Origin of the sequence: Martelella alba (assembly GCF_006516955.1) — a bacterium.
Classification (GTDB): Bacteria; Pseudomonadota; Alphaproteobacteria; order Rhizobiales; family Rhizobiaceae; genus Martelella; species Martelella alba.
This window is the reverse complement of sequence record NZ_VHLG01000003.1, coordinates 184,543-204,801: the sequence shown is the minus strand read 5'-3', so window position 1 is coordinate 204,801 and position 20,259 is coordinate 184,543. Positions and strand designations below refer to the sequence as shown.

21 protein-coding genes are annotated in these 20,259 nt (G+C 60.3%); 12 read left to right on the top strand and 9 right to left on the bottom strand.

What is annotated here, in order from left to right:
* The 4 genes from FJU08_RS07370 to FJU08_RS07355 all read right to left on the bottom strand — a co-directional run bounded on the left by FJU08_RS07370 (nt 1) and on the right by FJU08_RS07355 (nt 4,345).
* Nucleotides 1–1,053: an ABC transporter permease subunit gene (locus FJU08_RS07370; protein WP_235890619.1), complete on the bottom strand. Its 1,053-nt coding sequence runs from the start codon at nt 1,051–1,053 to the stop codon at nt 1–3.
* Complete coding sequence (locus tag FJU08_RS07365; RefSeq protein WP_141148333.1) at nt 1,053–1,919, bottom strand: branched-chain amino acid ABC transporter permease; 867 nt, start codon at nt 1,917–1,919, stop codon at nt 1,053–1,055. Before FJU08_RS07365 ends, FJU08_RS07370 begins: the two co-directional genes overlap by 1 nt.
* 65 nt (nt 1,920–1,984) lie before the next feature.
* Entirely contained in the window at nt 1,985–3,223 is a 1,239-nt protein-coding gene (locus tag FJU08_RS07360) for an urea ABC transporter substrate-binding protein (protein WP_141148332.1), read from the bottom strand.
* 60 nt (nt 3,224–3,283) lie between these two features.
* Entirely contained in the window at nt 3,284–4,345 is a 1,062-nt protein-coding gene (locus tag FJU08_RS07355; protein WP_141148331.1) for a substrate-binding domain-containing protein, read from the bottom strand.
* A gap of 280 nt (nt 4,346–4,625) precedes the next feature.
* On the opposite strand from FJU08_RS07355, the gene FJU08_RS07350 reads away from it, so the two are divergent.
* From FJU08_RS07350 to pcaF, 4 genes are all read left to right on the top strand, one after another.
* Entirely contained in the window at nt 4,626–5,078 is a 453-nt protein-coding gene (locus FJU08_RS07350; protein WP_235890618.1) for a MarR family winged helix-turn-helix transcriptional regulator, read from the top strand.
* 336 nt (nt 5,079–5,414) lie between these two features.
* Nucleotides 5,415–6,122, top strand: coding sequence for a 3-oxoacid CoA-transferase subunit A (locus FJU08_RS07345; RefSeq protein WP_141148329.1), 708 nt, complete (start codon nt 5,415–5,417; stop codon nt 6,120–6,122).
* Nucleotides 6,119–6,802, top strand: a complete 684-nt coding sequence (locus FJU08_RS07340; protein ID WP_141148328.1) for a 3-oxoacid CoA-transferase subunit B — start codon at nt 6,119–6,121, stop codon at nt 6,800–6,802. The genes FJU08_RS07345 and FJU08_RS07340 overlap by 4 nt, the downstream gene beginning before the upstream one ends.
* A 3-nt stretch (nt 6,803–6,805) precedes the next feature.
* Nucleotides 6,806–8,005 carry a 3-oxoadipyl-CoA thiolase gene (gene pcaF / locus FJU08_RS07335; protein WP_141148327.1) on the top strand — a complete coding sequence of 400 codons (1,200 nt, stop codon included), beginning with the start codon at nt 6,806–6,808 and terminating at the stop codon, nt 8,003–8,005.
* On the opposite strand, the gene FJU08_RS07330 is transcribed toward pcaF, so the two are convergent.
* From FJU08_RS07330 to pcaC, 4 genes are all read right to left on the bottom strand, one after another.
* A complete protein-coding gene (locus FJU08_RS07330; RefSeq protein ID WP_141148326.1) occupies nt 7,943–9,124 on the bottom strand; it encodes a 3-carboxy-cis,cis-muconate cycloisomerase in 1,182 nt (393 codons plus the stop codon). The genes pcaF and FJU08_RS07330 overlap by 63 nt on opposite strands.
* 69 nt (nt 9,125–9,193) lie before the next feature.
* Complete coding sequence (gene pcaG / locus FJU08_RS07325) at nt 9,194–9,793, bottom strand: protocatechuate 3,4-dioxygenase subunit alpha (protein ID WP_141148325.1); 600 nt, start codon at nt 9,791–9,793, stop codon at nt 9,194–9,196.
* A 1-nt stretch (nt 9,794) separates the two neighbouring features.
* Nucleotides 9,795–10,523, bottom strand: coding sequence for a protocatechuate 3,4-dioxygenase subunit beta (pcaH, locus tag FJU08_RS07320; protein ID WP_141148324.1), 729 nt, complete (start codon nt 10,521–10,523; stop codon nt 9,795–9,797).
* On the bottom strand, nt 10,516–10,902 hold the full coding sequence (gene pcaC / locus FJU08_RS07315) for a 4-carboxymuconolactone decarboxylase (RefSeq protein ID WP_141148323.1): 387 nt from the start codon (nt 10,900–10,902) through the stop codon (nt 10,516–10,518). The genes pcaH and pcaC overlap by 8 nt, the downstream gene beginning before the upstream one ends.
* 87 nt (nt 10,903–10,989) lie before the next feature.
* Here pcaC and FJU08_RS07310 point away from each other — a divergent pair, with 87 nt between their 5' ends.
* Nucleotides 10,990–11,907 carry a LysR substrate-binding domain-containing protein gene (locus tag FJU08_RS07310; protein WP_141148322.1) on the top strand — a complete coding sequence of 306 codons (918 nt, stop codon included), beginning with the start codon at nt 10,990–10,992 and terminating at the stop codon, nt 11,905–11,907.
* Here FJU08_RS07310 and pobA read toward each other — a convergent pair.
* Nucleotides 11,901–13,070, bottom strand: coding sequence for a 4-hydroxybenzoate 3-monooxygenase (pobA, locus tag FJU08_RS07305; protein ID WP_141148321.1), 1,170 nt, complete (start codon nt 13,068–13,070; stop codon nt 11,901–11,903). The two genes, FJU08_RS07310 and pobA, sit on opposite strands and share 7 nt — an antisense overlap.
* A gap of 123 nt (nt 13,071–13,193) precedes the next feature.
* On the opposite strand from pobA, the gene FJU08_RS07300 reads away from it, so the two are divergent.
* The 7 genes from FJU08_RS07300 (at nt 13,194) to FJU08_RS07270 (ending at nt 20,253) form a co-directional block, all read left to right on the top strand.
* Complete coding sequence (locus FJU08_RS07300) at nt 13,194–13,958, top strand: SDR family NAD(P)-dependent oxidoreductase (RefSeq protein WP_141148320.1); 765 nt, start codon at nt 13,194–13,196, stop codon at nt 13,956–13,958.
* Nucleotides 13,959–13,982: 24 nt separating this feature from the next.
* Complete coding sequence (locus FJU08_RS07295; RefSeq protein WP_210245202.1) at nt 13,983–14,753, top strand: crotonase/enoyl-CoA hydratase family protein; 771 nt, start codon at nt 13,983–13,985, stop codon at nt 14,751–14,753.
* A gap of 176 nt (nt 14,754–14,929) precedes the next feature.
* Entirely contained in the window at nt 14,930–15,979 is a 1,050-nt protein-coding gene (locus FJU08_RS07290) for a TRAP transporter substrate-binding protein (RefSeq protein ID WP_210245201.1), read from the top strand.
* A 3-nt stretch (nt 15,980–15,982) separates the two neighbouring features.
* On the top strand, nt 15,983–16,534 hold the full coding sequence (locus tag FJU08_RS07285) for a TRAP transporter small permease (protein WP_210245200.1): 552 nt from the start codon (nt 15,983–15,985) through the stop codon (nt 16,532–16,534).
* Entirely contained in the window at nt 16,534–17,856 is a 1,323-nt protein-coding gene (locus FJU08_RS07280; RefSeq protein WP_141148604.1) for a TRAP transporter large permease, read from the top strand. The genes FJU08_RS07285 and FJU08_RS07280 overlap by 1 nt, the downstream gene beginning before the upstream one ends.
* 18 nt (nt 17,857–17,874) lie before the next feature.
* Complete coding sequence (locus FJU08_RS07275) at nt 17,875–18,354, top strand: MarR family winged helix-turn-helix transcriptional regulator (RefSeq protein WP_235890617.1); 480 nt, start codon at nt 17,875–17,877, stop codon at nt 18,352–18,354.
* An 81-nt stretch (nt 18,355–18,435) separates the two neighbouring features.
* Nucleotides 18,436–20,253 (top strand): feruloyl-CoA synthase, encoded by a 1,818-nt coding sequence (locus tag FJU08_RS07270; RefSeq protein ID WP_141148318.1) that lies wholly within the window; start codon nt 18,436–18,438, stop codon nt 20,251–20,253.
* Nucleotides 20,254–20,259 lie beyond the last annotated feature (6 nt).

Sequence of the window (20,259 nt, the reverse complement as noted above, 5' to 3'; positions counted from 1 at the left end):
TCACTCCGCCCCCACCGGCTGACCGGACGCGGCCTGCAACTCCGGCTTGTTTCTCTTCAGCCGCCGCGCAACACCGATTGCCAGATCACGGATCGCCGGAACGATGCCCCTGGGCAGCAACAATACGAAGACGACAAGAATGGCACCGAGGATCAGGTTGGAATTGAAGACCTGCTGCGAACCGATTTTCGACACCAGATATTCAATCAGCACGGCGCCGACGATCGGGCCAAGCAGGGTTCCCATGCCGCCGACGGTGATCCAGATGATGATTTCCGCTGACAGCGACAGCGAGAAAATCGTCGGGCTGACAAAGGCGCCCCAGTTGACATAGAAAGCTCCGGCAAGCCCGGCAACGGCACCGCCGATGACGAAGGTTGCAAGCTTGATGGCGCGCGGATCGTAGCCCAGCAGCGAGGCGCGGGTTTCATTTTCGCGCACGGCGACGACGATCCGCCCGAACGTGCTGGCAAGCAGCGCCCGCAGGCCGACATAGATCACCAGAAGCGCGCCACCCGTTACCCACCAGGATTGTTCCAGCGTCAGCGGCGTGGCCGATGCGCCCGGCCAGTTGAAGGTGGGTACGGCCGGAATGCCGTTAAAGCCGCCGATCAGTGCATCGCCGATCCTGTACTGATCACCCGAGGTGGAATTGGTGATGTTGAACAGGATCAGCGTTACGGTGAGCGTGATCACGCCGAGATAGACATCGGAAATCCGACCGTAAAAGACGAAATAGCCAAGGATCAGTGCGAAGACCGAGGGAGCGGCAATGGCAAAGAAAAGCGCCGGTGTCGAATTCTGGAAATTGATCGCGGCAATCGCATAGGCATAGGCTCCAAGCCCGAAAAACGAGGTCTGTCCGAAGCACAATATGCCGCCAAAGCCCCAGATAAAGGCCAGGCTGAGGGCGAGAACCGCCATGCTGGCAAACAGTGTGAACTGCATCAGTGTGAAGATCTCGACCAGAGCCGGGGCGATGGCGATGGCGATGACTGCAAGCCCGATGACCGCTGCCTGAATGACAAAGCCCTTGCTGAAACGTGAGGTCACTAGAGCCTCCCTTTGAAGAACCGGCCGGAAATGCCCTGCGGCAGAAGGCGGATAAGAATGATCGCGGCAGTGAAGACGATGACCTCGCCATAGACGGGCGTGGTGAAATAAGCGCCAACCTGATTGATTGCGCCAAACAGTGCGGATGCGGAAACAGTGCCGGACAGGATCGATGCACCGCCGCCGACCACGGTCATGAAAGCCTTGGCGATATAGGCGCTACCCATCACCGGCGTGATGCCTGAAACGGGCGCCAGAAGCCCGCCGGCAAGCCCGGAGATCGCCGACCCGGCGGCGAAGGTTCCCATATAGACATAGGCCGGATTGACGCCGAGCGTGCTGGCCATGGCCGGGTTCTGCATGGTGGCCCGCGCGATGAGCCCGAGGCGGGTATAGCGCATGACCGCATAGACGATCGCCAGCAAGAGAAGCGCCATGAAAAACAGGAACAATGTGTAATAGCTGGACCGATATTCGCCGATGGAAAAGCCACCGAGCGGGGTTGGAATGCCCTTCTGTGTATTGCCGAAAATCGTGGTGACGACACCGATGATCAGAAGGCTCAGCCCCCAGGTGGCAAGCATGGAATCAACCAGCCGGCCATAGAGAAAACGGATCAGGCAGCGCTCGACGACAAGGCCGAACAGGCCGACGAAAAGGGGTGCAATGACCAGCATCGCAATCCAGACATTGACGCCAGCATTGGCAGAAATCACCGTGGCATAGGCACCGAGCATGATGAATTCACCATGCGCCAGATTGATGATTTTCATCATGCCGAAGATAACCGCCAGCCCGAGGCACAGGAGAAACAGAGATGAGGCCCCGTTGATGACGTCAAGCAGCAAAATCAGATAGATATCCATGACAAACCCTGTCTTGATGCAAAAAGAAAACGGGCCGGCAGGCTGGACCTGCCGGCAGTTGCGCATCAAAGGCTGATCACGTACTGCTTGTTGTCGTTGGGATTGTCGATCAGGTTGCAAACCTGTGCGGTATCGCTGGGAGCGACATCGGGGAAGGTTTCCAGCACGTTCCATTTGCGGTCGGAAACCTCGGCCAGATAGGCATTGCGGATGGTGTGGTGTGTGGCGTGGTCAATCGTCACCTTGCCCGTCGGGCCGTCAAAGGAAAGGCCGGATTCCAGCGCCTCGATCACCTTCATGCGATCGATATCGGCAGCCTTGCTGACAGCCTCGGCCCACAGATGAACGCCCTCATAAGTCGTTGCCGCCATTTCACTGATATAGGGTGAGCCCGGATGGGCTTCACGGATCTTCGCAACGAAGCTCTTGCTGGCCGGTGTATCGAGTTCCTCGAAATAGCCATAGCTGCCCATGATGCCATTGCTTTCAGCCGCATCGAGCGTTTCCGGCTCATTGACGAGGCCGAAAGTGGTTGACGCGATCGGGATCTCGTCCTTCATGCCGGCCGAGGTCCACTGACGATAGAAGGCCGTATGATTGCCGCCGACCAGTGCGGACAGGATCAGGTCGGGCTTGGCCGCCTGGATCTTGGAAATGGTCGGGCCGAAATTGGTCACATCAAGCGGGAAGAAATCGGTCGCGACGATTTCACCGCCATTGTCCTGGGCAAATTTGGTCATCCACTTGGCGGTGATCTGGCCGTAATTATAGTCGGCCGCCAGGATATAGGCCTTCTTGCCAGTCTTGTTCATCGCGTAGGGAACGAGCTTTTCAACCGTCTGGGCCGGTGTCGTGCCGGTGCAGAAAATATCGCGGTCGCAGACGCCGCCCTCATAGAGAACATTGTAGAAATAGAGCACCTTGAAGCGATCGAAGATCGGACGGATGGCTTCGCGCGAGGCCGAGGTGATGCCGCCATGAACCACGGCAACCTTGTCCTTCAGTGCTAGCTGCTGGGCATATTGCGAATAGAGCTGGATATTCGACTGGGTGTCATACTGCACGATTTCAATCGGACGGCCCAGAAGGCCGCCAGCGGCATTGATCTCGTTCACGGCAAGCTCAAGCGCATAAACCATGGGCTCACCCGATGCGGCCAGCGGACCGGACAGATCATGCAGGCTGCCAATCTTGATCGGCGCGTCGGCAGCAAAGGCCCGTCCATGGAGAATGGCCGGCGCCGCGAGAAGGGATGCGGAGGCGATCGCCGATTGCTGAAGAAGACGGCGGCGAGAAATTTTCATTGCGTTTGTTCCCCTGATTTTGTTTCAGTGAGAATACTTAAATATACAATATTTGAAAATTCAACTAAAAAATCCAGATGGATTCAAAATCCTGAAATCATAGCCATCCAGCTCGGCCAGATGAACGGGATGGCGACTTCCCACAGCCGGTCTTGCCTCGGCGCCACGCGCTGTTCGCGGCTGCGGTATCCGACCGAAATAGCGCTTCAGCGCGCGGATATCGAAGCTTTCCGCCTCCTGAACCATGGCGGCAAGGGAATAGATTCCCTCATAGCAGGACTGTCCGAAGGTATTGACCGGCGGCGGACTTTCGCCAAAGGCCATGTGATAACGCTCAAGAAAAGCGCCATTATTCGAGGAGCGGATGGAAGAGAAATAGGCCGAGGCGACGAGCATGTTTTCCGTCTCATCCTCGTTGAGGCCGTAGACGATCGTCTCGTCAATGGCCGAAGAAAATCGCAGCACCTTCGGCGCAAGTCCGGCCTCACAAAAGGCCCGGTTAAAGGTGATACTGTCCGAGCCGAGGAAATAGGGCAGCACCGCATCGGACCGCGTCGCCTTGATCTGCTCGATGATCCGGTCATAATCGGCAACGCCCACCGGCACGAATAATTCGCCGGTCACCATGCCGCCCATATCCCGGATCAATTTGCCCGCAATGCGCAGGCTGAAGCGCGGCCACACATAATCATTACCACAGAGGAAAAATCGCTTTGCGCCGCGCTGCCCGATGAGCCATTCCAGCGCCGGCCGCATCAATTCCTCTGCCGTCTCCCCGGTAGTCAGAACATCCGGCTCGGCGGCAAAACCCTCATATTGCGGCGTATAGACGAAAGGGACGCGGTTGTCGGTCAGGCGGGCGATCGAGGGCCTGGCATAGCTCGGTATCATGCCGACAATGCCATCGACGCCATGGCGAAAAATCGCATCTTCCGCAGCTTTCGCCCCCGTCGCGGCACTGGGGCCCGCATTGACAACCACCAGTTCCACATCCCGATGCAGGATTCCACTGTCGCGATTGATCTCATCGACCGCAAGGCGGGCACAGGCAACACCCGAAGGGGCCCACAAGCCAGCAGAGCCCTCCTGTGCGATGAGCAAACCGATCCTGATATTGCGCATCAACTCACCTCCGCCATGGACGAATGCCGTCCGACAGAGATCACACGCAATTCACATACCAGATCTATGATCATTGCAGTTACGTAAGCTTTTTCGCGTCATATTTGCTGCATTGCTCAATTTCAAAGCAGCATTCCGCTGCTGTGCATTTTTAATTTGCAGACCACCGGGGATATTGCTTGATTCAAAACGATATGAAATTATAGATCTCACAAATATTGAAAAATCAAATGAGATGGGGAGGCACATCGCTTTGCGCATACCTGACCTGATATGCAGCGTGAATCAGGCGCTCGAACGCAACGCCGAGACCCAGCTCAAACAGCACGCCCTGTCGATCGAGCAGTTCCGTGTCCTCACCGCCCTCAATGAGACAAATGGCATTTCCATGGGCGCGCTTGCGGCACGGATCAGCATGGATTCGCCAACGCTGACAAAGCTGATCGACCGGATGGTAAGCTCGGCCGATGTCTATCGCGGGCCGGATCCGCGCGACCGTCGCAAAGTGCTCGTTTTCATATCGAACAAGGGCCTGACGACCTATGAGGCGCTGGCCGATATTCATGACCAGCAGCAGCAAATGCTTCTCGATACACTGGGCGAACAGAAACTGGCCATGCTGGAACTGGCGCTCAACGATATCATCGAAGCAGCGAACACCGCCGCCTCGCCAGACAAGATTTCAGGTGATCTCGCCGCCCAGAAGCGCGCACGGATCGCGCGCCTTTCCTAAGAGGCGGGCCGCGCACGCACCAGCCTTCTTACTGGCGGCAGAAAAGAACGATAAGGCAGCCGCAGTCATGGCTGATGCTGCGCAATTGCTGGCGCGGCAACCTTCACCTGGCGATTTCAAGATGCGTGCAACGCCAGCGGCAGCCCTTCCTCCCGACAATCGACACGACCTGCAAAGAACAGCGCCGGCTGGATGCCGATAGGCACCTCCGCACCGCGCGGTGTTCACATGCCGCACAATTTCATCCATATATTGAACAAATATCGCAATATGAACATTTCACTGGAGGCTTTTGCCCAACCTTCCTAGGATCGCCCTATGGAAGGAGGATGATCCATGGACAAAACCTGCCCCTCGCTCCGCGCAGCCGTTGCGGAGATTTTTGACGGCGCGACGGTGATGATCGGCGGCTTTGGCGGCGCCGGCTCTCCCATTGAGCTTATTCATGCCCTGATCGACCACGGCGCACGCAACCTTACCGTCATCAACAACAATGCCGGAAACGGCCATGTGGGGCTCGCCGCCCTGATCGAACAGGATCGCGTGGCGAAAATGATCTGCTCATTCCCCCGCTCCTCCAACGCCACCGTGTTCAACGAGCGCTATCTTTCGGACCGGATTGCGCTCGAACTCGTACCGCAGGGCACGCTTGCCGAGCGCATCCGCGCTGGCGGCGCCGGCATCCCCGCTTTCTACACCCCGACAGGATTTGGCACTGAACTGGCCGAGGGCAAACCGGTCGCAGAATTCGACGGCCGCTCTTACGTTCAGGAACGCTGGCTGAAAGCCGATTTCGCCCTGATCAAGGCGGAAAGCGCGGACCTCCACGGCAATCTCACTTTTCGCATGGCAGCGCGCAATTTCGCGCCATTGATGGCGATGGCGGCGAACCGCACCATTGTCCAGGCCAGCCACATCGTGCCGCCGGGCGAAATCGATCCCGAACAGGTGATCACGCCGGGCATTTTTGTCGACACGGTGGTTCATGTTCCAGCCCCCGCCCAGGAAGAGGTTCTGACCCGAAAGGAGGCGCATTATCCATGACCGATATTGCAGCGATAAAGCTTTCCAACGCAAAGATCGCCTGGCGCGCGGCCCAGGACATTGCCGACGGAGCCTATGTCAATCTCGGCATTGGCTTTCCCGAAATGGTGGCCCGTTTTCAGCCCGAAGGACGGCAGGCGATTTTCCATACCGAAAACGGCGTGCTCGATTTCGGCAGCAGTCCACCGGAAGGCGAGGAAGACTGGGATCTGATCAATGCCGGCAAACGCGCTATCACGCTGAAGCCCGGCACCGCCTTTTTCCACCATGCCGACAGCTTCGCCATGGTGCGCGGCGGCCATCTCGATGTCGCGATCCTCGGCGCCTATGAGGTGGCGGAAAATGGCGACCTCGCCAACTGGTCTACCGGCAAGGGCGGCGTGCCCGCCGTCGGCGGCGCCATGGATCTGGTCCATGGGGCAAAGCGCGTCGCCGTGGTGATGGATCACGTCAGCAAGACCGGCGCGCCGAAGCTGGTCAAACGCTGTTCGCTGCCGCTGACCGGCATCGGCTGCGTCACCCGCATCTACACCTCGCTGGCAGTGATCGATATCGTCGACAGCCATTTCGTGCTGCGCGAAAAACTTGCCGCCCTCTCTCTTGATGCGCTGCAGGCGGTCACCGGCGCACCGCTCCACATCGACGGTGTGGTCGAAGATCTTGCCGTGGCGGAGGTTTAGGCGATGACGGATGTTTTTATCTGCGATTATATCCGCACGCCGATCGGCCGCTATGGCGGCGCGCTTTCTTCCGTTCGCGCCGATGATCTGGCGGCAATTCCGCTTGCCGCCCTGATGGCCCGCAATGACGGTGTCGACTGGGAAGCGATTGACGATGTGATCCTCGGCTGTGCCAATCAGGCCGGCGAGGACAACCGCAATGTCGCCCGCATGGCACTGCTTCTGGCAGGTCTTCCGCAATCCGTCTCCGGCACGACAATCAACCGGCTTTGCGGCTCAGGCATGGATGCGGTCATCACCGCCGCCCGTGCCATTGCCGCAGGCGAGGCGGAAATCATGCTGGCTGGCGGGGTTGAATCCATGTCGCGGGCGCCCTTCGTCACCGGCAAGGCTGAAACCGCCTTTTCACGCAAGGCCGAGATCTACGATACGACGATCGGCTGGCGCTTCGTCAACCCTTTGATGAAGACGCGTTACGGCGTCGATTCCATGCCGGAAACGGGCGAGAACGTTGCCGAGGACTTCAACATCAGCCGGGACGACCAGGACATCTTCGCCTTTTCATCGCAGATGAAGGCATGGACCGCGACCCAGAACGGCCGGCTTGCGCGGGAAATCACGCCCGTTTCCATTCCCCAGCGCAAAAGCGCGCCGCGTGTGATCGAGATTGACGAACATCTGCGACCCGAGACGACACCCGAGGCACTCGGCCAGCTGAAGACACCCTTCCGCGATAACGGCACGGTGACAGCCGGAAATGCGTCCGGCGTCAATGATGGTGCTGCAGCCCTGCTTCTCGCAAACGCGGATGCGGCACAAAAATACGGCCTCACACCGGTTGCCCGCGTGCTTGGCGGCACTGCGGCCGGGGTCGCCCCGCGGATCATGGGCTTTGGCCCGGCCATCTCGTCAAAGAAGCTGATGGCCCGGCTTGGCCTGCGTTCCGATGATTTTGCCGTGATCGAACTCAACGAGGCCTTCGCATCGCAGGCACTGGCCACATTGCGTGATCTCGGCATTGCCGATGACGACCCGCGGGTCAACAGAAATGGTGGCGCCATCGCGCTCGGCCACCCGCTCGGCATGTCAGGCGCACGGATCACCGGCACAGCGATGCTGGATCTCAAACCCGGCGAAAAGTCACTTTCCGCCATGTGTATCGGGGTCGGCCAGGGGATCTCGATCGCGCTTGAACGCGTTTAGCTGAACGACACAGTCCGAAGACGACCGGACTGTATCGGCAGCACCTCCGGCTGGTTCTGAGCGCGGTTCAGGCAGGCCGATCCGCTCTATCTTGCCGCAAAGCGTGATCGCCGCGGCAAGCGAGCGGCCGGTTGCCACCGTCATTTGCGGCAGGATCATCCATTCCAGGCTCCAGGCGGCACCGGAACGCTCCTGCTCGTGGACAAGCGCCTGATGCATGCCGGAAAGCTGCACGGCGTTGAAACGGGCGAGCGTCACCAGAAGCTCGGCCAGCACCGGATTGTTCTTCTCCGGCATGGCCGAGGACGAACCGCCGCCGACAAGCACGATCTCGTCAAAACCCTGCTGCGCCATCAGCGTGATATCCTGCCCCATCTTGCCAAGCGTCCCGGTGACAAGCGAGAGCGTGGCTGCATAGTCGGCAATACCGTCGCGCATGGCGTGCCAGGCCTTTGCCGTGGGCTCAAGACCCAGTGTTGACGCCATCGCTGCAACAACCCGGTCAGCCTTATCGCCGAGCGCCGCCCGATCGCCAACGGCACCGCCAATCTGCACGCGCTCCACCCGTTTCCGAAGCCTGTCCAACCGCTCGGCATGGTCGGCAAGCGGTAGCTGCCATGTCTTGAGCCTGTCACGGACAGAGATAATGCGCGCCGCCTGCATGCGTGTCCGTCCCATCATCGGCTTCGTGCCAAACCGACTATCGAGCCCGGCAAGCGCCGCTCTCAGCGTGGAGATCCGTTGCAGCAGAATACCGGTGACGCCCTTCAGCGTCAGAGCAAGGGCCGTGTCCACCACATCCTGCGAGGTTGCTCCCTTATGCACGGCTTCAGCGGGCGCAATTCTCTTCAGATACGTCACCAGCGTCGGCACGGGAACGCCGTCTTCGGCCATGCCGGCGCGCAGCTGGCAGGGTTCAATGGTCGTGGTTTCGATGATCCGGGCTGCCTTCTCGGCCGCCTGCCGATCGAACAGACCGGCTTGCCCCATCACCCGGCTCCATGCCGCCTCGAAGGCCAGCATATGGCCGAGCTGCCGCTCGCCCGACCAGAGATTTTCAATGGCCTGATCGCCGAAATAGCCTCCAAGCCAGGGATGGCTGAAAACCGAAACCGACATTATGCCACTCCTTTATCGCTTGAGGCCAAACCGGGCAGTACGCCATCATTGACGCCCTGCCCGCTATCGTCAGATATCGAGAAACACCGTTTCGTCTTCACCCTGCAGCCTGATGTCAAAGCGATACTGGCCGGGGCCGGTCTTTTTCGCAATCAGCGTCGGAACTCGGACCTTCAGCTCAATCGCGTTCAGCAGCGGGTCGGCGCTATTGTCCTCATCATCAAAATAGATGCGGGTATTGAGGCCGATATTGATACCGCGCGCGACAATCCAGAGCGAGATATGCGGCGCGGAACGCCTGCCGCCCCGCCCCGAAAACCCACCCGGCTTGACCGTACGCAGCGTATATTCGCCAGTCACGCCATCGGCTGCAAAGCGGCACAGGCCGGAAACCGCCGGATCAGCGCCCGGCTGGCCGGGAAACAGCCCGCCTGCATCCGGCTGCCAGCTTTCAAGCATCGCATCACGCAACGCCGTGCCCGTGCCATCGAAGACGGAGCCGCGGATTTCGATGATCTCGCCCTTTACGCCGTCGCCGATCGGACTGGTTCCGATCTCCTCGTCGTAAGCGCCAGCATTCCCCGCAAAGGTCGGCATGCAGCCGATATGGACGTAAGGCCCGGCGGTCTGCGACGGGGTTTCCGCCAGATTGCTCAGCGATTGCACCATCTCACATACCCTCCAGGCGGTTTTCGAACATGGTCTGGCGCCGTCCCCGCAACACGATATCAAATTTATAGGCCAGAAAATCGAGTGGCCGGGCCATGGTCATGTCAAGCGGCGCCACCAGGCGATCGAGATTGCTGCGCTCGCGGATCGTATTGGCGATCGGACAAAGCGCGATCAGCGGGTCACCCTCGAAATACATCTGAGTGATCAGCCGCTGGCCGAATGAATGGCCATAGACCGAGATATGGATATGCATCGGCCGCCAGTCATTGGCGCGGTTTGGCCATGGATAGGCACCGGGCCGGATCGTCAGGAACTGATACTGGCCCTGATCATCGGTAAGCGCGCGGCCGCAGCCGCCGAAATTCGGATCGAGCGGTGCAAAATAGGTATCCTTCACATGCCGATAGCGACCGCCGGCATTGGCCTGCCAGATCTCGATCAGCGTGTCGGGAACCGGACGCCCATGCTCATCAAGCACACGGCCGAAAACGAGGATACGCTCGCCCACGGCCGGGGCCGTGCCCTTCGACCAGTTGAGAATCAGGTTGTTGTCCAGCGCCCCGAAGCGGTTATGGCCAAAGACCGGCCCGGTCTCCTCCGATGGACCGCTTTCCAGCGACAGGAGCGGCAGGCTCGGCGAACGCGTCACCGAAGTCTTGTAGTCCGGCGCATAGGCCGGAGGGTGGACCGCGCGATTGCGTGGCACAAGAGCGCCGAGATCAGTCATTATCTTCCTCCTCCATCGCGGCAAAGGTTGCCTTTGCCAGTTTCAGCGCGTGGTTGGCGCGCGGCACGCCGGCATAGATCGCCACGTGCTGAAAGGCTTCCACCACATCCTGCGGACTCGCGCCGGTGCGGCGTGTCGCCCGGATGTGCATCGGGATTTCATCGAAATTGCCGGTCGCCGCCAGAAGGGCGAGTGTCAGCATGGAACGCTCGCGCCGGCTGATCGCATCCGAGGCCCAGACATTGCCCCAGGCACTTTCGGTAATCAGGGTCTGAAACGCATCGTCAAGCGGTGTCCTTGCCGCCTCGGCGCGCTCAACATGCGCGTCTCCCAGCACGGCACGGCGGACCCGCATGCCATTGGCATAACGGTTAGTCATGACTTTCTCCTCCGCATTCGTTTTGCCATGGAAACCTGGCCCAAAAAATTATATTTATCGGAAAAATACATAACCCATAGGTTAAGCATGATTGACCCCCGCATTCGCATGCGCCATCTGCGCTGCTTTCTCGAAACCGCCCGTGGCGGATCGCTGAGTGCTGCGGCAACCGCCCTTCATGTCAGCCAGCCGGCCGCATCGAAAACGATCAGGGAACTGGAGGACATCCTCAAAGTGACCCTGTTTGCGCGCAGTTCGCGCCGCCTGACGCTGACACCGGCGGGCAAGACATTTCAGCAGCATGTCGGCGCTGCCTTTATCGATCTCGGCCGGGCGGAAGATCTGGTGCGTGAACATCCGGTGCGGCGCACCAGGCTGATCATCGGCGCCCTGCCGACCGCTTCGACCGATCTGGTGCCACGCGCCGCCCTCAACCTTCACGACACGGCGCCGGAATGCATGCTGCGGGTAACAACCGGGCCGAACTGGCTGTTGCTGTCGCAGCTGCGCGAAGGGGCACTCGATATGGTCGTCGGCCGCATGGCAAGCGCCCAGGTGATGGAAGGCCTGTCCTTCCGCCCGCTGGCAAGCGAGCCGATCATCGCCGTCGTCCGGCCCGGCCATCCGCTCGCCGGAAAGGCACCCGATGCCACGGCCCTTGCCGCCTTCCCGCTGATGCTGCCGCCACCGGGCGCGGTGATCGCGCCGCTCGTCAGCGCCTATCTTCATTCCGTTGGCCTGACGCGGCCCGAACCAGCCTTCGAGAGCGTCAGCCTCTCTTTCGGCCGCCGCGTCGTGCTCTTGTCCGACACGGTCTGGTTCATTTCCGAAGGCGTCGTGCGCGATGAACTGTCGCGCGGCCTGCTCACGAAAATGGCCATTGAAGACAATCTTCTCAGTGGCCCGGTCGGCGTATCGATGCGGATGAACAGCACCGCAAGCCCCGAGCAGCGGCTGTTCCTCGAGGCGCTGGTCAGGGCGGCGGAGCACACCGGCCATCAATAGGCAAGCCCGATATAGTTTTCGGCGAGATCGCGCCTTGCCGTCTCGGAGCGCTGAAGATGCATGAAGGTCGCCTTGCGCATGGCGGCGGCAAATGTGTCCTCACCATCAAAGCGATGCAGCATCAGCGTCATCTGCCAGCTGAAGCGCATGGCGTTCCAGATCCGGGCAAGCGCGCGCGCCGAATAGGCATCGATGCCCCTGCAGTCCCGATGCTTAAGCGCCGAAACCAGAGCCTCCGAGAGATAATAGACGTCAGAGACAGCAAGGTTCAGCCCCTTGGCACCCGTTGGCGGGACGATATGAGCGGCATCGCCCACCAGAAACAGGTTCCCGTAGCGCAAAGGTTCCGACACGAAAGAGCGCAATGGCGCGATGCTTTTTTCAATGGATGGACCGGTAACCAGCTCTTTCGCCGTTTCCGCCGGGAGCCGCCGTTTCAGCTCGTCCCAGAAGGCCGCATCGCTCCAGTCGTCCGGCCGGTCGGCAAGCGGAACCTGGATATAATAGCGGCTCAGCGTCTGGCCGCGCATCGACGCCAGCGCGAAGCCACGCTCGGATCCGGCATAGATCAGTTCCTCATGGGCCGGCGGCGTATGCGCCAGCAGGCCAAGCCAGCCAAAAGGATAGACCCGCTCGAATTCACGGCGTTTTGCCGCCGGGATCACCTGCCGCGACACGCCATGGAAACCATCACAGCCTGCGATAAAGGCACATTCAAGCCGACGCCGTTCCCCCTCCACAGTGAAGCTGACCGCCGGGCGTGACGACAGCATGTCTTCGATGACAACATCCTCGACACCATGAAAGATCGGCGTGCCAATCGCATCCTGGGCCTCATAAAGGTCGGCGGTAATCTCCGTCTGGCCATAGACCATGACCCTGCGGCCGGTGAGTTCCTCGAAATCGATCCTGACGGCAAGTTCGTCATCTGACAGAACACAGCCATCATGGGGCATGCCCTCGCGATCCATGCGTGTGCCGACACCCGCCGCCCGGAAAAGTTCAACCGCCCCCCATTCGATGATGCCGGCACGGATGCGCGACAGAACATGGGCGCGCGACGACCGCTCCAGAATGACGGTCGATATGCCATTGCGGTTTAAGATCTGTGACAGCAGCAGGCCGGACGGTCCGCCGCCGATGATAGCGACTTCGGTTTTCATGAAAGTCTCCTCCCTTTCATGCATGTCTCTCCCTTACGGGAAAATATGTTATTCCAATAACTGTTCATTGACAAAACAATTAATTCACCCTCTAATCTCAAATTGAGGAGACCGGGAGGAGATATGCAGATCGAAGGCAGCGTGGCACTTGTCACCGGCGCCGGAAGCGGACTTGGTGCGACCACCGCGTCAAGGCTTGCAGCAAAAGGCGCGAAAATAATCGCAATCGACCTGTCAGCCAATGCAGCAGAGAAGACGGCTGAGGCAACAGGCGGGATAGGCTTTGCCGCTGACGTGGCCGACAGCGCCCGGATTGAGGCAATTGTTGCGGAGTCCAGTTCGGCCCTTGGCGTGCCGCGCATTGTCGTGTCCTGCGCCGGGATTGGCACGGCAAGCCGTATCCTGCCGCGCGATGGTGCTCTGACGGTCGCGCCATTTGAACAGGCTGTGCGGGTCAATCTGATCGGCACCTATACGGTGATGAATATCTGTGCCCGGGCGATGGCAGCGGCGGAAACAATCGATGAGGATGGCGCGCGCGGCGTGATCATCAACACAGCCTCCGTTGCCTATGAGGATGGGCAGATCGGCCAGGCCGCCTATGCCGCTTCAAAGGGCGGTGTGGCTTCCATGACCCTGCCGGCGGCGCGCGAACTGGCCCGTTTCGGCATCCGGGTGATGACGATAGCGCCGGGCCTGTTCGAGACCCGAATGAGCGCCGGATTGCCAGACGATATCCGCGCGGAGATCCTGAAATCCGTGCCCTTTCCCTCGCGCATGGGGCTGCCGGACGAATATGCCCGGCTTGTCGAGCAGATCATCGACAATCCGATGCTGAACGGCTCGGTGATCCGGCTGGATGCTGCGGCCCGCATGCCGCCGAAATGAAACGGAATGAAAAGAGAAGCGGACATGGAAACATCCGACACACTGAAGATCGAGATTGACGGGCCGGTAGCGACCCTGACGATGAACCGTCCGGAAAAGCGCAACGCCATGTGCGATACGCTACTCGAAGCGCTTGACCGGTTCTTTTCGGCCCCGCCGAAAGCGGTGCGGGTGGTGATCCTGACGGGGGCCGGAGGTCATTATTGCTCCGGGCTCGATCTTTCCGAACATGTTGCGCGTGATGCCGAAACGACCATGTATCACTCCCGCAACTGGCACCGGGTGATGGAACTGATCCAGTTTTCCGGCCTGCCGGTGGTCTCGGCCATGTTTGGCGCAGTGATCGGCGGCGGGCTGGAGCTGGCCTCGGCCACCCATGTCCGCATTGCCGAACCCTCGACGATTTTCCAGCTGCCGGAAGGCATGCGCGGCATCTTTGTCGGCGGCGGCGCAACCGTCGGCGTCGGCCGCATTCTCGGCGCCGACCGGATGCGCGAAATGATGCTGACGGGCCGCAAATATGGCGCGGAGGACGGTCTGCGCCTCGGCCTGACCCATTACAGCGTCGGCGATGGCGAGGCGATGGACCTGGCCCGCAAACTCGCTGGCAGGATCGCCCGAAATGCCGGGCTCTCGAATTACATGATGATCCAGGCGATCAGCCGGATCTCCGATATGTCGCGCGCGGACGGGCTTTTCACCGAAAGCCTCTGCGCTGCCCTTTCCCAGACGAGCGCTGATGCCGAGGAGGGCCTCAACGCATTTCTGGAAAAACGCGCACCGGTCTTTCGTTAGGCCGATCCGCAAGCCCGGCCTAGAGGAGAGGCCGGGACGCATGCCCGCTGCAGCAGATGGAGACGCGCTTTGCCTGTCATCCAAAAGACTGCGCGGATTCGACATGCCGAAGTCCCTGTTTTGCCCGGGCGGGCAGCGGAGGTTTCGGATCAACCGGTTCTGGGAGGAGTACCGACATGACGAACAGCATGAAAATGACGCGCCGCACGGCGCTTGCAGCCCTGGGCGCGACGCTTGCAGCGCCCGCCTTTCTGCGCCAGGCCCATGCGGCTGAGGTGACACTGAAACTGCATCACTTTTTGCCGGCCGTGGCGCCAATCCAGAAGAATTTCTTCGAGATCTGGGCTGCTGAACTCGCCGATGCATCGGGGGGCGCGATCGAAGTGCAGATCTATCCCTCGATGCAGCTTGGCGGCGCCCCGCCCCAGCTTGCCGATCAGGCGCGCCAGGGCATTGTCGACATTGCCTGGACGCTACCGGTCTATACACCCGACCGCTATCCGGTGGCAGAAACGTTGGCCCTGCCCTTCATGGTGACGGATGCGGCCAAGACATCGGTGGTCATGGATCAGTTGATGCGTGAGTTCGGCATGGCCGAATACAAGGGCATGACGCCGCTCGCCTTCCACACCCATGCCGGCGGCAAGCTGCACACGCGTGAAACGCCGATCCTGTCCAAGGCCGATATGGCAGGGCGGAAACTGCGCGCACCCAACCAGTCCACCGGCGCTCTTCTGACCGAGCTTGGCGCCGATGTCGTCTTCTTCCCGGTCACGGAGATGGTGGTCGGGCTTTCCAATGGCGTGATTGACGGTTGCTGCCTGCCCTATGAGGTGGTCCCGGCCTTCAAGCTGCAGGAGCTGACCGATTTCTCTGCCGCCCCCGCCCCCGCGGCCCGCGGCCTTTACACCAACACCTTTGCCCTGGTGATGAACGAGCGGCGCTATGAGGGGCTGTCCGATGATCTGCGCAAGGTGATCGACGATCATTCCGGCCCGGCGCTTTCGAAACGCATGGGCGAGAACTTCGATCAGTTCGAGGCCGCCGGCAAGGCTGTGGTGGAGGCGAATGGCAATACGATTGTCGAGATCCCGAGTGAGGAAATCGAGATGTGGCGCGCGGCATCCGAACCGATCGTCACCGCCTGGCAGAAGAAGCTCGATGACAAGGGCTATGACGGCGCGGCGATTTTGAAGCGTGCCAATGAACTGCTGGATCAGGGCTGAACAATGGCTGAGACCAGACCAGCCGATATGAAGGCGGCGGGGGCTGACACCCCCCGCTTCCTCTGGCTCTACCGGCTCAGCCTTGTTTCGGCGGGCCTTGGCGGCTTTGCCGCCTTCGCCGCTGCAATCATGGTTTCCATCTCGGTTCTGCTGCGCGCGCTCGGACTTGGCGGCATACGCGGCGATTTCGAGGCCATGCAGCTCGTCTGCGCCGCCTGTGCGTCACTGTTTCTGCCGCTGTGCCAGTACAGCAAGGGCCATGTGATGGTGGATCTGTTCACTGCATGGATGCCCACACGTGGCCAGCGCCGCCTGGATGGGCTCTGGACGCTGCTGTTTGCGCTCGCCTGGGCCATCTTGAGCTGGCGGCTCTTCCACGGCATGCAGACCATGCTCGATTATGGCGACAGAACCATGCTGTTGAATTTCCCGGTCTGGATGATCTATCTGCCAGCCGTCATCGGAACCGGCCTTTCAGCGATCATCGCACTTTCGACCGGGATTGACGATCTGCGCGCGCGCCAGCCGGTCTCACAGATGACGGAGGTGTCGTGATGACACCGATGGTGATTGCCATATTGATGATTGCCGTGCTGCTGGCGTTGATCTTCCTGCGCATGCCGATCGCGCTTGCCATGGGCGGGGTCGGAGCCGTCGGCTACATGCTGCTGTCGACGCCGCAAAGCCTGCTTTTTTACATCGATACCGCCTGGGTCGACAAGTTCACGTCCTATGAGCTTGCGATCGTGCCGCTTTTTATCCTGATGGGCCATATCGCCACCCGTTCCGGCATTTCGGCGCGACTGTTTTCCGCCTCCAATGCCTGGGTCGGCCATTTCCGCGGCGGGCTCGCAATGGCGGCCGTTGCCGGTTGCGCCATGTTCGGCTCGATCTCGGGATCGTCGCTGGCGACTGCCTCGACCATGGCCCGCGTCGCCCTGCCGGAAATGCGCCGCCATGGCTATGCCGGGGCGCTCTCGGCCGGATCACTGGCGGCCGGCGGCACGCTCGGCATCCTGATCCCGCCTTCGGTCGTGCTGATCATCTATGCGCTCCTGACCGAGCAGAACATCGTCAAACTGTTTCTGGCGGCCACCATTCCCGCAACGCTGGCCGTGATCGGCTTTTTTATCGCCATTGCCATTTATGTCCGGCTTTTCCCCGATCAGGGACCCGATCATGCCCCGATCCCCTTCCGGCAGCGCATTCGCGCAACGCTCGGCATCTGGCACATCGTCGGCATCTTCGTCGTCGTGCTGGGCGGCATTTATGGCGGCTTCTTCACGCCGGCAGAGGGCGCATCCATCGGCGTCGTGCTGACGCTGATCGTCGGTGTCGCAACCGGCGGCCTCGGCTTTCGCGATATTGTCGGCTCGCTAATCGATACGGCGGCATCCTCGGCGATGATCTTCGCCATCGTCTTTGGCGCCGATATCTTCAATGTCGCGCTCGCGCTCAGCCGCATGCCGACAGACGTCGCTGCATGGTTCGGCACGGCAGGCCTCTCCCCCATGGCGGTGATGCTGGCGATCGTGGTCTTCTACCTGATCATGGGCTGCGTCATGGACAGCCTGTCGATGATCCTGCTGACGGTTCCGGTGTTCTTCCCGACCATCATGGCGCTCGATTTCGGCATGACGCCGGAACATACAGCACTCTGGTTCGGCATCATCACACTGGTGGTGGTGGAGGTCGGCATGATCACGCCGCCGGTCGGCATGAACCTTTTCGTCATTTCATCCATGGCGAAACACATCCCCCTGCGCTCCATTTTCATCGGCACGGTGCCCTTTATCCTGTCGGAGATGCTGCGCATCATCCTATTGATCAGCGTCCCGGCGCTCAGCTACTGGCTGGTGGATCTGGTCGCACGATAGAAAGAGGAAAGCGAAACGATGAGCGAGAGTGCAAAGATGAAAACCACGCAGCAGGACAGCGCCACAGGGCCCAGCGATGACATTCTGCGCGAATTCATCGGCTACAACATGAAGCGCGCCTTCCTGCTGATCCGTGACGATATGCGCCGTGTGCTGGAGCCGCTTGGCCTCAAGATCATGGATTTTTCCGTCCTGTCCGTCGTTGTCGAAAATCCGGATATCTCGCAAACCCAGCTGAGCCAGGTTCTGAAACTGGAACGCTCCGGCATGGTCGTGCTTGTCGATGCGCTGGAAGATGCCGAGCTGATTTCGCGCAACCGCGTTCCCGGCGACCGCCGCACCTATGCGCTGCGGGCCACACCGAAGGGCCGGCGCCTGTTTGAAAAAGCCCGGCAAACCGTGCGCGACCATGAAACGGCACTCTTTGCCGGAACGCTTGACGAGAATGAACAGGATTTGCTGCGCGATCTTTTGCGCCGCATTGGCACTGGCCCCTGAGCAGCTTCAGGGCAGTTCAGACCATCTGCTGAAAGACCATGAAAGGCAATCCGGGGAGGGATTGCCCGGGAGGAGAAACCCATGGAAGTTCTTGCCAAAGAGCTGACACTCATCGCGCATTCGGTCAATCTTGAGACAAGGGCCGACGGGGCGTTGCTGGCCACATCCAATGTGCCGCTGAACCCGGTTGTCGCCCATACCGGTATCTGGCTTGATCACTGGGCAAAAACAGCACCGTCGCGCGTGTTTCTGGCAGAACGTGCTGGCGCCGGCTGGCGCGAACATGGCTATGGCGAAATCAGCGACATGGTGCGCGCGGTCGCCAGCGCCCTTGTGGGCCGTGGCTACGGGCCGGAGCGGCCGATCCTGATCATGTCCGGCAATGGCGTCGACCACGCCATCCTGTCCTTCGCCGCCCAATATGCCGGCATTCCGACAGCACCGCTTGCCGAACAATATTCGCTGATCGAGGAGGCTCATGGGCGGCTTGCCTATGCGATTGGCAAATTGCGCCCGGCGCTTGCCTTTGTCGATGATGCAGCACGATACGCAAAGGCGCTGTCGCGACCGGAATTCGACGATATCGACATTATCGCCGTCAGCACAGAGGGTGCGCCGCGTCCGGTCATTGCCTTCTCCGATCTTTTGCAAGGGGATGCCGGTGTCGATCTCGACGCCGTTCACGCCGGTGTCGGCCCGGACACGCTTGCCAAGCTGCTCTTCACCTCGGGCTCGACCTCGAACCCCAAGGCGGTGATGACGACGCAGAAGATGATGTGCGCCAATCAGAGCCAGATGGCCTCCGTGCTGCCCTTCATCAAGGAACGCCCGCCGGTCATCTGCGACTGGCTGCCCTGGAACCACGTCTTCGGTGGCTCGCATAATGTCAACATGATGCTGGCCCATGGCGGCTCGCTTTATATCGATCACGGCAAGCCGACGGCAAAGGCCTTTCCGACCTCGATCGAAAACATCAAGATGCATCCCGGCAATCTGGCCTTCAATGTGCCGGTCGGCTTTTCCATGCTGGTGCATGCCATGGAAAGCGATCTTGCGCTGCGCCGCGCCTATTTCGGCGATCTTGACATGATCTTCTATGCGGGCGCCTCGCTGCCGCAGGATATATGGACGCGGCTGGAGGATATGGCGATGGAGGTTCAGGGCCGGTTGCCGCTAATGATCTCCTCATGGGGCATGACAGAAACCGCGCCCGCAACCATCATGCTGCATGAGCAGATCGGCCGCTCCGGCGTCATCGGCGTGCCACTGCCGGGCACCGAGATCAAGCTTCTGCCCGATGACGAAATGCGTTGCGAGCTCCGGGTCAAGGGAATCAACATCATGCCCGGCTATCTCGATGACCCACAAAAGACCGCGGAAGCCTTTGACGAGGAAGGTTTCATGATCACCGGCGATGCGGTGCGTTTCGTTGCCGCCGACGATCCGGACCGGGGCCTCGTCTTTGACGGCCGCGTCTCGGAGGATTTCAAACTCATGACCGGCACCTGGGTGCAGGCAGGAACCCTGCGGCTGGAAGCGCTCGACGTGCTGCGCGGTCTGGTGCGCGATCTGGTCGTCTGCGGCCATGATCGCGGTGAGGTCGGCCTGTTCATCTTCCCCGATCCCGCAATGGTCCATGATGGCAACACCTCTGAAGGTGCAGTGATTGACGAACATCTTCAGGCCGCCATCCACTGGGAATTAAGGCTTCTGGTGCGCAGGGCCACGGGTTCGGCCCGACGTATTGCCCGCGCCATCATCCTCGCCGAGCCGCCGAGCCTGAAGGACGGTGAGATCACCGACAAGGGTTCCCTCAATATCCGCCGGATCATCACCCGCCGTCACGATCTTCTCGAACGGCTTTATGACAACCAGGATCCGGCACTCATCCGCGTATAAAGGCTT